At 70.3% G+C, this 12,378-nt stretch carries 10 protein-coding genes and 1 other RNA gene; all 11 read right to left on the reverse strand.

Annotation, left to right across the window (positions count from 1 at the left end):
* Positions 1-3 precede the first annotated feature (3 nt).
* Positions 4-1,089: a phospho-N-acetylmuramoyl-pentapeptide-transferase gene (gene mraY / locus ACFQPS_RS13215; protein ID WP_377359703.1), complete on the reverse strand. Its 1,086-nt coding sequence runs from the start codon at positions 1,087-1,089 to the stop codon at positions 4-6.
* Positions 1,090-1,096: 7 nt separating this feature from the next.
* Entirely contained in the window at positions 1,097-2,575 is a 1,479-nt protein-coding gene (locus ACFQPS_RS13220) for a UDP-N-acetylmuramoylalanyl-D-glutamyl-2,6-diaminopimelate--D-alanyl-D-alanine ligase (protein ID WP_377359704.1), read from the reverse strand.
* A 13-nt stretch (positions 2,576-2,588) separates the two neighbouring features.
* Entirely contained in the window at positions 2,589-4,064 is a 1,476-nt protein-coding gene (locus ACFQPS_RS13225; RefSeq protein WP_377359705.1) for a UDP-N-acetylmuramoyl-L-alanyl-D-glutamate--2,6-diaminopimelate ligase, read from the reverse strand.
* 39 nt (positions 4,065-4,103) lie between these two features.
* Positions 4,104-5,897, reverse strand: a complete 1,794-nt coding sequence (locus tag ACFQPS_RS13230) for a peptidoglycan D,D-transpeptidase FtsI family protein (protein ID WP_377359706.1) — start codon at positions 5,895-5,897, stop codon at positions 4,104-4,106.
* Complete coding sequence (ftsL, locus tag ACFQPS_RS13235; RefSeq protein WP_377359707.1) at positions 5,894-6,325, reverse strand: cell division protein FtsL; 432 nt, start codon at positions 6,323-6,325, stop codon at positions 5,894-5,896. Before ftsL ends, ACFQPS_RS13230 begins: the two co-directional genes overlap by 4 nt.
* On the reverse strand, positions 6,322-7,332 hold the full coding sequence (gene rsmH, locus ACFQPS_RS13240; protein ID WP_377359708.1) for a 16S rRNA (cytosine(1402)-N(4))-methyltransferase RsmH: 1,011 nt from the start codon (positions 7,330-7,332) through the stop codon (positions 6,322-6,324). The genes ftsL and rsmH overlap by 4 nt, the downstream gene beginning before the upstream one ends.
* Positions 7,329-7,820 (reverse strand): division/cell wall cluster transcriptional repressor MraZ, encoded by a 492-nt coding sequence (locus ACFQPS_RS13245; RefSeq protein WP_377359709.1) that lies wholly within the window; start codon positions 7,818-7,820, stop codon positions 7,329-7,331. Before ACFQPS_RS13245 ends, rsmH begins: the two co-directional genes overlap by 4 nt.
* A gap of 670 nt (positions 7,821-8,490) precedes the next feature.
* Positions 8,491-8,920, reverse strand: an RNA gene (gene rnpB, locus ACFQPS_RS13250) — RNase P RNA component class A.
* Between the two features lie 31 nt (positions 8,921-8,951).
* The gene (locus ACFQPS_RS13255) at positions 8,952-9,698 is read right to left on the reverse strand and encodes an N-acetylmuramoyl-L-alanine amidase (protein ID WP_377359710.1); all 747 of its coding nucleotides are present in this window, start codon (positions 9,696-9,698) and stop codon (positions 8,952-8,954) included.
* Positions 9,695-10,567, reverse strand: a complete 873-nt coding sequence (locus ACFQPS_RS13260; protein ID WP_377359711.1) for a DMT family transporter — start codon at positions 10,565-10,567, stop codon at positions 9,695-9,697. Before ACFQPS_RS13260 ends, ACFQPS_RS13255 begins: the two co-directional genes overlap by 4 nt.
* Positions 10,564-12,378, reverse strand: a complete 1,815-nt coding sequence (locus ACFQPS_RS13265) for an ABC-F family ATP-binding cassette domain-containing protein (protein WP_377359712.1) — start codon at positions 12,376-12,378, stop codon at positions 10,564-10,566. Before ACFQPS_RS13265 ends, ACFQPS_RS13260 begins: the two co-directional genes overlap by 4 nt.

Genomic DNA, 12,378 nt, shown 5'->3' on the forward strand with positions numbered 1-12,378 from the left:
CCCTCACCGCAGCTTCAGGGTGGAGAGGCCGATCAACGCCAGGATGGCGGCGATGATCCAGAACCGGATGACGACCGTCGGCTCCGACCAGCCCTTCTTCTCGAAGTGATGGTGGATCGGCGCCATCCGGAAGACGCGCTTGCCGGTCAGCTTGAAGCTGGCGACCTGCACCATCACCGACACCGCCTCCAGCACGAACAGGCCGCCGACGATGGCCAGAACCAGCTCGTGCTTGGTCATGACGCTGACGGCACCCAGCGCGCCGCCCATGGAGAGCGAGCCGGTGTCGCCCATGAAGACCATGGCCGGCGGCGCGTTGAACCAGAGGAAGCCCAGCCCCGCCCCGACCAGCGCGCCGCAGAACACGGCCAGCTCGCCCGTGCCGGGGACATGGTGGATCTGGAGATAGCCGGCGAAGATGGCGTTGCCCGACAGGTAGGCGATCAGCCCGAAGGTCGCCGCCGCGATCATGATCGGCACGATGGCGAGACCGTCCAGCCCGTCGGTCAGGTTCACGGCGTTGCTGGCCCCGACCATGACCAGGATGGCGAAGGGGATGAAGAACCAGCCGAGATTGACCAGCAGATCCTTGAAGAAGGGAACGGCCAAGCCGGTGTCCAGCGGGTGCGGCGTGACCGCGATGTACCAGGTGGCGGCGATACCGGCGATGGCGATGGTCCAGGCGAGCTTGAGCTTGCCCGACAGGCCCTTGGTGTTGCGCTTGGTCAGTTTCAGGAAGTCGTCGCCGAAGCCGATCAGGCCGAAGCCGACCGTCACCAGCAGGACGATCCAGGTGTAGACGTTCGCCAGATCCACCCAGAGCAGCGTGCTGACGATCACCGCGATCAGGATCATCAGCCCACCCATGGTGGGCGTGCCCTTCTTCTTCAGGTGGGTCTCCGGCCCGTCGGTGCGGATCGGCTGGCCCTCTCCCTGCACCGACTTCAGCCAGCGGATCACCCGCGGTCCGATCACGAAGCTGATCAGCAGCGCGGTCACCATCGCTCCGCCCGTCCGGAAGGTGATGTACCGGAACAGGTTGAAGATCTGGAACTCGTCCGCCAGCGGATAGAGCAGGTTGAACAGCATGTCGTCCTCAGCTCGCCGAACCGGCGGCGACCGCGGCCGGTGCCTCCGCCGCCTGATCCCCGTGGTCGAGCGCCAGAAGCGCGTCCACCACCCGGCTCATGCGGCTGCCGGCCGATCCCTTCACCATCACCACGTCGCCCGCCCGCACCGCATCCGCCACCAGCGGCGCCAGCGCCGCGCTGTCCTCGGTGTGGCGGCCGCGCAGGGCGGCGGGCAGGCGGTCGAACAGGAACTTCATGTTCGGGCCGCAGCAGAACACCAGATCGGCGCCGGCGCGGCGGAACTGGTCGGCCAGCCCGGCATGCAGCGAGGGCGCCTGCGCGCCCAGCTCGCGCATGTCGCCCAGCACGGCGATGCGCCGGCCGCCCGCGCCGGGGTCGGTCCTGCCCAGCACGGTGGCGGCGGCGGCGACGGAGACGGGGCTGGCGTTGTAGCTCTCGTCGATCAGGGTGAAGCTGCCCTTGGCCAGAGCCACCCGGCGGCGCAGGCCGCGACCCTTGATCGGGGCGAGCTGGGAGAGCTGCCGCGCCGCGGCGGCCACGTCCGCTTCCGCCGCGGCGACAGCGAGCAGCACCGCGAGGCTGTTCATGACATGGTGCCGGCCGGGCAGGGACAGGCAGTACTGGATGCGCTCGCCCCGAATGCTGGCCGTGACGGCGGAGGAGGTGGCGTGCAGCGAGCATTCCAGCAGGTGCGCGTCCGCCCCCTCCTGCGTGCCGAAGCTCCAGATCCGGGTCAGGCCCTGGGTGCGGGCGGCGGCGACCAGCCGGGCGAAGTGCGGGTTGTCACGGTTCAGGATGGCGGTGCCGGTCGGCGTCATGCCCTCGAAGATCTCGGCCTTGGCGTCGGCGATGCCCTCGACGCTGGCGAAGAACTCCAGATGCACCGCCTCGACCGTGGTGATGATCGCCACGTCCGGCTGCACCATGCGGGACAGCGGCCCGATCTCGCCGGCATGGTTCATGCCCAGCTCGAAGACGCCGTAGTGCGCGTCGGCGGGGAAGCGGGCCAGCGACAGCGGCACACCCCAGTGATTGTTCAGGCTGCCCTGGGTGGCGAAGGTCGGGCCCTGGGCGTCCAGGCAGAGCTTCAGCGCCTCCTTCGTGCCGGTCTTGCCGACCGATCCGGTGACGGCGATGACCTTGCCGCGGGCGTTCAGGCGGGCGACGCGGCCGAGATCCTCCAGCGCCGCCAGGGTGTCCTCCACCAGCAGCACCGGCGCCTCGGGCGGCACGTTGCCCGGCAGGCGGGAGACCAGCGCCGCCGCGGCCCCGTGCGCCAGCGCGTCGCCGACATAGTCGTGGCCGTCGAAGTTGGGCCCCTTCAGCGCGACGAACAGGTCGCCGGGCCGGAGCGTGCGGCTGTCGATGGAGACGCCCGTCGCCATCCAGTGCCCCGGGGTGCGCCGGGTCGGATGGCGGCCGTTCGTGGCGGCGGCGGCGTCGGCCGCTGTCCAGAGCACGTCGGAGCCGTTGTGCGTCTTCATGGCCTGCACCCCGTCACACGTTGAGCCTGCCGACGGCGGCGCGCGCAACGGCGGCGTCGTCGAACGGTCGCACTTCGGTTCCCACGATCTGTCCCTGCTCGTGCCCCTTGCCGCAGATGACCAGCACGTCGCCGGGCGCGAGCCCCGCGATGGCGGCTTCGATGGCCTCGGCACGGTCGCCGATCTCCGTGGCGTCCGGGCAGGCGGCCAGGATGGCCGCCCGGATCGCCGCCGGGACCTCGCTGCGCGGATTGTCGTCCGTGACGATGGCGCGGTCGGCGAGCCGCGCCACCACCTCGCCCATCAGCGGGCGCTTGCCCGGGTCGCGGTCGCCGCCGGCACCGAACACGGCGACCAGGCGGCCGACGGTATGCGGCCTCAGGGCTTTCAGAACCGTTTCCAGCCCGTCGGGCGTGTGGGCGTAATCGACGTAGACGGCCGCGCCATTTTTGAGACGCGCCACCAGGTCCAGGCGGCCGCGCACCCCTGTGAGACGGGCGAGCTGCGCCGCCGCCGCCGCCGGGTCCTCGCCGGAGCCGATCACCAGCCCCAGGGCACAGAGCGCGTTCCAGAGCTGGAAGTTGCCGACCAGGGGCAGTTCCAGGCTGTGGCGCGTGCCGAACACCTCGATCTCCACCTGCTGGCCGTGCGGCAGCGGCCGGGCCCCGCGCAGGGCCAGCTCGCGGCCGCGCTCGCCGTAGCCGATCACCGTCTGTTTGCGCGAGCGGCAGAGTGCGGCCAGCGCCTCGAACTGCGGCGTGTCGGCGTTCAGCACGGCCACGGCACCCTGCGGCATGACGCGCTCGAACAGCGTCGCCTTGGCCTGGAAATAGGCCTCCATGGTGCGGTGGTAGTCCAAATGGTCACGCGTCAGGTTGGTGAAGCCGGCGCACGTCACCAGCACCCCGTCCAGCCGGAACTGGTCGAGTCCATGCGACGAGGCCTCCATCGCCAGATGGGTCACGCCGCCGCGGGCGAGCTCTGCGAGGAGCCTATGAAGCTCGACAGGGTCGGGTGTCGTCAAGGTCTCGATGTTCGGAAAGCCATCGGCTACCAGACCTAGCGTTCCCATGGCGCCGCTGCGGTGGCCCAGCCCGGCCCAGATCTGCCGCGTGAACTGCGCGGTGGAGGTCTTGCCGTTGGTCCCGGTCACCGCCGCGATGCGGTGCGGCTGGGCCCCGTAGAAGGCCGCGGCCAGCAGCGCCAGCCGCCGCCGCGGGTTCAAGTCCTCGATCAGGGCGACATGCTCGCAGCCCGGCGGCAGTACCGTGCCCTTCGGGGCCAGCACGGCCGACGCCCCCGCCGCCACGGCCTGGGCGATGAAGTCCCGCCCATCATGGCGTGTGCCCGGCAACGCTGCGAACAGCGTTCCGGGCACGACCTTGCGCGAATCGGCGGTCAGGGCGGTGATCGGCGGGTCCCTTTCCAGCGCCAGGGCCGAGACGGCGATTTCTGTGCGGGAGGCCATGATGTCCGAGAGCTTCTTCATGTCGGTCGGGTCATCGCGGGTGGGGTGTCCGGGGGTGCATCATCGCCCCCCGGAACCGCCCGCCGGGACGGACGCCACCTGGGCGACGGCCGGAGACTCGACGGGATTGATGGCAAGGGCATGGATGATCTCGGGCGATTGCGCGTCCTGCGGACGGACGCCCAGCAACGGGCCGGTCTGGGCCACGATGCGCCCCCCCGTGGGGGCACCCACCCAGCCGCCCGTGGCATAGCCGAAGCTCTTCTTGTTCCCCTTGGGCTCGTCCACCATCACGTAGACCACGTATTTCGGGTCGTTCATGGGGAACACGCCGAGGAAGGAGGAGATGAGCGCCTTTCTGGCATAGCCGCCATTCTTGACCTTTTCGGCCGTGCCGGTCTTGCCGCCCACCAGATAGCCCGGCGCGTCGGCCATCTTGGCCGTGCCCTCGGTGACGACGACGCGCATCAGCTTGCGCAGCGTGTCGCTGGTCTGCTCGCTGACGATTCGGGTGCCGGGAATCTCCGCGTCGCGGTCGCGCTTCAGCAGGGTCGCCGGATGCATGATGCCGCCGTTCACCACGCCGGCGGCGGCGGTGACCAGATGCACCGGGCTGACGGACATGCCGTGCCCGAAGCTGATGGTCATCATGTTCACGTCGCGCCAGGGATTGGGGATGATCGGCCAGCCCATCTCCGGCAGTTCCAGCGAGGCGGGCCGGGTGAAGCCCAGCTTCGTCATGAACTCCTTCTGGGCGACGGGACCGACCTGTTCGGCCATCCGCACCGAGCCGATGTTGGACGAGTGCTTGAACACGTCCACCACGTCCATCCAGCGGTTCTCGGGATGGAAGTCGGAAATGGTGAAGCGGCCGATGCGGATCGGGCGCGTCGCGTCGAACATGTCGCGCAGCTTGACCCGGCCCGACTCCAGGGCCAGCGCCGTGTTGAAGATCTTGAAGGTGGAGCCCATCTCATACACGCCCAGCGTGTTCCGGTTGAACCGGGGGTCCAGGTCCTGCTGCTCCTGCGGGGGCGGCGGATTGTGCGGATCGAAGTCGGGCAGGCTGATCATCGCCAGTAGTTCGCCGGTCTTCACGTCCATGACCATGCCGGCGCCGCCGATCGCCTGGAAATCATCGATGGCGGTCTGCACCTCCCGGCGCAGGATGTGCTGCAACCGCACGTCGATGGACAGGCGCAGCGGCTCCTGGTTCTCCTTCAGGCGGCGGTCGAACGCCTGCTCGATCCCCATCAGGCCGACATTGTCGACGCCGGAGAAGCCGACGACATGGGCGGCGAGGCTGCCCTGCGGGTAGATGCGCCGCTCCTCCCGCTGGAAGGCCAGACCGGGAATGCCCAGGCGGTTCACCTCGTAGACCTGACGCGGGGTCAGGTTGCGCTTGATCCAGACGAAGCGCTTGTCGCTCTGCAACTCGGCCAGGACGTCCTGTTCCTTGACGTCCAGCACCTCGGTCAGGCGGCGGGCCGCCTCCTTCGGGTCGATCACCAGCTTCGGGTCGGCGAACAGCGACTCCGTCGTCAGCGAGGAGGCCAGAAGCACGCCGTTGCGGTCCACGATGTCGGCGCGGCTGGTCGGGGCCTTGGCGCCGGCAGCCCGCGCCACCGCCGGTTCGCCGCCGCGGCTCAGCACCGTCGCGTCCAGCAGCTTCAGCCCCACCGCGCCGAAGGCCAGCGCGAACATGGCCGCCGTCACCACCAGCCGGTGGCGTCCCTGTTCCAGCGCCGGAGTGCCGTGCGGCTGCCAGCGGACCCGCGGCTCCGTCCGCGGCGCGTGCGGGCGGTCGAGGCCGGTCATGTCGAAGCCGGTCAGCGACAGGGGCGCGTCGGTCATCGGGGGGCTCCGTAGGTGGCGAGAACGACGGGGGCGTCGGGGCGGCTTCCGCCGGGACGGGAGGTGTCCGGCTTCGGGCTGCGTGCCGGCGCCACGGCGCGGCCGGGCTTGCGCGCCGGCACGGGGACCGTGACGGTGGCCAGCATCTCGGGCTGCTTCTCCGGGATGGCGTCCAGGGAGACGATCTGTTCGGCGCGGGTGGGTTGCAGCAGCAGGTGCTGCGCCACCAGGGTTTCCAGCCGCGTCGGATCGTTGAGATAGGCCCATTCCGCCCGCAGCACCTGGATCGCCTCCTGCTCGGCGACGATCTGGCGGTTCAGCGAGGAGAGCTTCTCCGCCTGCTCCTGCACCCGGTAGCTGGTCTGGTAGAGGATCACGCTGGCCAGCGAGGCAAGGGCGATCCAGACGACGGTGGATTTGCCGATCATGCGGCGTCTCCCTGGCGACGGGCGGGGCCGGAAGGCGGGCGGGCGGGGGCCGCGGTGCGTTCGGCGCTGCGCAGCCGGGCCGAACGGGCGCGCGGGTTGGCGGCCAGCTCCGCCGGCGTGGGCGTCACGCCCGACCGGTCGATCAGGCGGAAGGTCGGGGCCGGGGCGTCGGCCGGGGCCGGCAGGTGGCGCGACGGGGCCGGGGCAGCGGCGGAGCGGCTGCGCAGGAACTCCTTCGCCACCCGGTCCTCCAGCGAATGGAAGGTGACGACGGCCAGCCGGCCGCCGGGGGCCAGCAGGCGCTCGGCCGCGGCAAGGCCGCGCTCCAGCTCGCCCAGCTCGTCGTTCACGGCGATGCGCAGCGCCTGGAAGGTGCGGGTGGCGGGGTCGATGCCGTCCTTCGACTTCGGCACCACGGCGCGCACGATCTCGGCAAGCTCCAGGGTGCGCGTGACCGGGGCCTCGCGCCGGCGCGCCACGATGGCGCGGGCGACCCGGCGGGAGTGCCGCTCCTCGCCGTAGCGCCAGACAATGTCGGCGATCTCCGCCTCGTCCCATTCGTTGACGATGTCGGCGGCCGTCGGCCCATGCGATCCCATGCGCATGTCGAGCGGGCCGTCGAAGCGGAAGGAGAAGCCGCGCGCCGGGTCGTCGATCTGGGGGGAGGAGACCCCGATGTCCAGCGCGATGCCGTCCACCCGGGCGACGTCGTGCGCGGCCAGCAGCGACTCCATGGACCCGAAGGTGCCTTCAAGAATGGTCAGCCGGCCGGGGTGGCGGGCGGCCAGCGCATGCCCGCGGGCCACCGCGGCGGGGTCGCGGTCGATCGCCCATACGGTGCAGGCGGCCGAGGCCAGCAGGGCGGCGGTATAGCCGCCGGCACCGAAGGTCCCGTCCACCAGGACGGCGCCGTCGCGGGGGGCGAGCGCGACCACCACCTCGTCACGCAGGACGGGGATGTGCAGCGACGGGGCCTCGGCGGGCATCGGGGTCGGAGCGACCGTCATGACGCCCCCTTGGCCAGAGCCGAGGTGCGGGCGAGCACGGTGGAGAGCGAGATGTTGTTGGCGCGGGCCACGTCGCGGCTCTGCGCCTCGTGCGCGGCGAAGGCCGCCGGGTCCCAGAGCTGGAAGGTCTTGCGCCGGCCGACGAAGGAGATGGTTTCGCCGATTCCGGCGAACTCCAGGTAGGGCTCGGGGACGATGATGCGGCCCTCGGGGTCGATCTGGAGCCGGACGGAACCGCCGAACACCGTCGTCTCGATGGTGTCGCGCAGATCCTCCGGCATGTCGGGATTGTCGAGCGCGAGGGAGAGCTGCTCCAGGAAGTCGATGCTGCACGCATCCAGCGCATTGGCCTGGAGCGAGCGGAAGACGATCAGCTCCACCGGTCCGCCGCCCGTCACATGCCCCAAGGATGTGCGGAAGGGCGCGGGCACCGAGACCCGACCCTTCTTGTCAACCTTGTTGACGTATGTGGACAGGAACAGCGCCATCGCCCCCCACGATCCGGCACCTCCCCGATGCCGACCCTGTTTCGGAAATCCCCTCCTCGACCGCCGCCCGCCCCGCTGGTGCGGAGTGGGTCGGAATGGGCCGACCTTCCCGATTTATGGGTAGGATTGGGATACCATGGGACGCTATGGGCGTCAATGGGACGGCAGAGTAAAGTGCCTGATCGGCCAAGAATTTTCGGGGGGCTGTGGGTAGGTCTGGGGAATTCCTGGGGATAAAATGGGAGAACTCCGGGAACCATTTAGGAAAGCACGCAAACCTGCCTGGAGAGGCAGGGGGTGTTCGTCTTTTGTTCCTTTTTAAAAAAGTATTAAATCGGCGGCATCTCTTTGCGCCGCTTGTCACCCCTTGGGGAGACTTTGGGGGCAGTCTTCCGGGCCTTGGGAGGGCCGGGCTGGAGTCGGTCGGGGCCGGAGGCCGCACGATCGGGGAGTCATGCCGGAACCTGTCGTCGCAGGCCACAAGATATTGTGGCCCTGCCACGATTTTGCTGGGCGTATTGTGGGCGGACGTTGAACCTCAGCCTGCGCGTGCCTTGCGTCCGGGGCGCCCCTGCCTGCGCGGGCTGTTTCCGGTGGCTCCGCCACCCGTTTTCGTGTGCCCGGAAGGGGCAAATATCCGCAAGCATTCCGTGGCCGTGCGGAAAATCAAGACGCCAGACGGCCTGTAAGCCGGGTTCTGTCCGCCGGACCGTATCCAGCGGGCTGGACGGTATCCGGGGGATGGCCATTCCTCTGGGACGCCCGTTGCCGGACGCCTCACGCGACCCACCCGGGCGGCTGCGCGGAAGCGCGCTTCGGCCGGTTTCCCGGCCGTGCCACCCCTATTCGGTCTTGCTCCCGGTGGGGTTTACCATGCCACCCCCGTCGCCGGGGGCGCGGTGCGCTCTTACCGCACCCTTTCACCCTTGCCCATGCCGTCCCACCCGGAGGCGGGCACCATGGGCGGTTTGCTTTCTGTGGCACTTTCCCTGGGGTCGCCCCCGCCGGGCGTTACCCGGCACCGTGCTTCCGTGGAGCCCGGACTTTCCTCCCCCCGGCGGGTTTCCCCGTTGCCGGAGGGCGGCCATCCGGCCGTCTGGCGTGGCGCGATAGTTAGGCGCTTCGATCTGCCTAGGCAACAGCGGCGATGCGCGCCAATGCGCGCAGCCGGCATACGTCTCCGGCATCGGGGCGCTGGGGGGCGGACAGTGCGGCCGGGTGCCAGTGCCGCCGGAACGCCGTCAGCGCCTGTCCGGCCGTTCCGTCCCATGCCGTCCCATCCCATGCCGTCCCAGGGGCGGGCAGGGGCTCATAGCCGATCGCCTCCAGCAGGGCTGCCGCCTCCGCCCCCGTCCAGGGGCCGCTGTCGTCCGCGGTGGGCTCCGGCCAGGCGCCGATGCCGGCGCGGGCCAGCCGCGCCCAGTCGAACAGCTCGCCCGGGTCCTCCTTGCGCGCGGGCGCCACGTCGGAATGGCCCAGCACATGCAGCGGCGGGATGCGGTAGTGCGCCACCAGTTCGGCCGCCAGCGACTCCAGCGTCGCCATCTGCGCCTCGGGGAAGGGGCGGTAGCCGAAGGCGTGGCCGGGATTGACCAGCTCGATCCCGATGGAGCGGCTGTTGATGTCGCGCTCGCCGCGCCAGAAGGATCGCCCGGCATGCCATGCCCGGCGGTCCTCCCGCACCAGCCGGTAGAGCGTGCCGTCCTCGTCGATCACGTAATGGGCGCTGACCTCCGCCGCCGGGTCGCAGAGCCGCTCCAGCGCCTCTTCCGCCGTGCGCATGCCGGTATAGTGCAGCACCAGCATGTCGATGGCCGCTCCCGCCCGGCGCGGCCCGTGGTTGGGGGAAGGCAGGTCGATCAGCCGGAACCCGCTCACGTCGTGCTCCGCGCCGGGGTCAGGCGGGGCCGACGGACGATGATGACGCCGACTCCGCCCAGGGTCAGCAGGCCGCCCACCACGAGCTGCCACGTCACCGGCTCGCCCAGCGTCAGCACCCCGCCGCCGACGCCGAACACCGGCACCAGCAGCAGGAAGGGCACCGTCTGGTTCACGTCGAACCGCCGCACCAGCGGATACCAGAAGGCGTAGGCGAGGATGGTCGCCAGGAGCGCCAGATAGGCGAGGCAGCCCAGCCCCAGCCAGTCGGCGTTCCGGATCTGCTCCATCTGCCCCGACTCGAACAGGAGCGACAGCGCCAGGAGCTGGGGCACGGCGAACAGCGCCATGTAGGCGTTCAGCGTCTTCCAGTCGATGCCGCCCAGCCACTTGAGCTGGATGTTGGAGAAGGCGAAGGCGAGCGCCGCGCCGACGATCATCAGCACATGCGGCACGCTGGTGCGCTCGTCGGGCACGCCGGCGATCACGGCGACGCCGGCGAAGGCCACGGCCATGCCCAGGGCGCGCCGCCAGCCCAGCCGGTCCTTGAAGAAGATGGCGGCGAACATCGAGGCGAACGGCACCTGGAGCTGGATGGCGATGGAGGCGGTGGAGGCGTCCACCTGCTGCACGCCCAGGAAGACCAGGGGGAAATGCATGCCCCCCATCACCAGGGAATAGAGGAACATCTGCCGCCAGTGCCCCCGCGGCGGCTTCACGAACGGCAGCAGAATCACCGCGACCAGCGCGAAGCGCAGGGTCATCAGCAGGAGCGGCGAGAATTCGGTCATCGCCACCTTGGCGACGACGAAGTTGAAGCCCCAGATCGCCATCACCGTCAGCGCCTGGAGCATGTGGAGCGGGGTCATCGACCCAGCTCCTCCTTCAGGGACTCCAGCTCCAGCCAGCGGTCCTCGGCCGCGGCCAGTTCGGCCTGCGCCGTCGAGAGGTCCTCCGTCGCCCGGGCGAAGCCGGCGGCGTCCTTCGTATAGAAGGCCGGGTCGGCCAGCTTCGCCTCCAGCGTGCCGATGCGGGCGCTCAGCGCGTCGATCCGGCCGGGCAGCTCGTCCAGTTCGCGCGCTTCCTTGAAGCTCAGCTTGGTCTTCGCCCGGGCCGGCGCTGCGGCGGCCGGGGCCACCGGCTTCGCCGCCGGAGCCGGAGCGGCCTGGGCAGCGGCGGGGCGGCGCTGCACCAGATAGTCGCTGTAGCCGCCGGCGTATTCCTGCACGTCGCCGTCGCCCTCCACCGCGATGGTGGAGGTGACCAGCCGGTCCAGGAAGTCGCGGTCGTGGCTGACCAGCAGCAGCGTGCCCTCGTAGTCCGCGAGCACCTCTTCCAGCAGGTCCAGCGTGTCCATGTCCAGGTCGTTGGTCGGCTCGTCCAGCACCATCAGGTTGCTGGGCCGCGCGAACAGCCGGGCCAGCAGCAGCCGGTTGCGCTCGCCGCCCGAAAGCGCCCGCGTCGGCTGGTCCATCATCGACGGATCGAACAGGAAGTCCTTGAGGTAGGAGGCGATGTGGCGCGGCCGGCCGCCGACCAGGATGGTGTCGCCCCCGGCCGGCAGCAGCACCTGCTTCACCGTCGCCTCCGGGGCGAGCTGGGCGCGGCGCTGGTCGAAGATGACCATCTCCAGGTTGGTGCCGCGGCGGACGCTGCCCGAATCGGGCTCCATCTCCCCGGTCAGGATCTTCAGGAGCGTCGTCTTGCCCGCCCCGTTCGGCCCGATCAGCCCGACCCGGTCGCCGCGCAGGATGCGGGTGGAGAAGTCGCGCACGATGGTGCGCGTGCCCTCCGGCCCGGTGAATTCCTTGCCGATCCGCTCCGCCTCCAGCACCAGCCGGCCGGACAGGTCGGCCTCGGCCACCGCCATGGTCACCTGACGGGAGCGGATGCGCTCGGCCCGGTCCTGCCGCATGCCCTGGAGCCGGCGGACGCGCCCCATGTTGCGGGTGCGGCGGGCGCTGATGCCACCCTCCCACATCCATTTCAGCTCGGCCTTGATGCGCTGGTCCAGCTTGTGCGCCGCGGCCTCCTCCTCGGCGAAGACCTCCTCCCGCCAGGTTTCGAAGTCGGCGAAGCCCCGCTCCGTCTCCCGCATGGTGCCGCGGTCCAGCCAGAGCGTGCGGCGCGAGAGCGCGTTCAGGAAGGCGCGGTCGTGGCTGATCAGCAGCAGCCCGCCGCGGAAGGACTGCAACTCGCGCTCCAGCCACTCGATGGTGGGGATGTCCAGGTGGTTGGTCGGCTCGTCCAGCAGCAGCACGTCCGGCTCGCCCACCAGGGCGCGGGCCAGGGCCGCGCGCCGCGATTCACCCCCCGACAGGGTGGCGCAGGCGCGGTCGCCGGGCAGGTCCAGCGCCTCCAGCGCCGCTTCCACCCGGTAATGCGCCAGCTCGTCCAGCCCGGCCCCGACGAAGTCGGCGACGGTCGGATGGGCGCTGAAGTCGGGTTCCTGCGCCAGATGGGCGATCTTCGCCCCCGGCTGCACGAAGCGCTCGCCGCGGTCGGGGACGACCAGACCGGCAAGGCACTTCATCAGGGTGGACTTGCCGCTGCCGTTGCGGCCGACGAGGCAGACCTTGTCGCCGCGCCCGATGCCCACGTCCACGTCGCGGAACAGGGTCGTCGCGCCAAGCTCGATCACGGCGCCCCGCAGGGCGACCAGGGGAGGAGTTGCGGCCAT

The organism is Rhodocista pekingensis (genome assembly GCF_042665545.1).
Taxonomy (GTDB): Bacteria; Pseudomonadota; Alphaproteobacteria; order Azospirillales; family Azospirillaceae; genus Rhodocista; species Rhodocista pekingensis.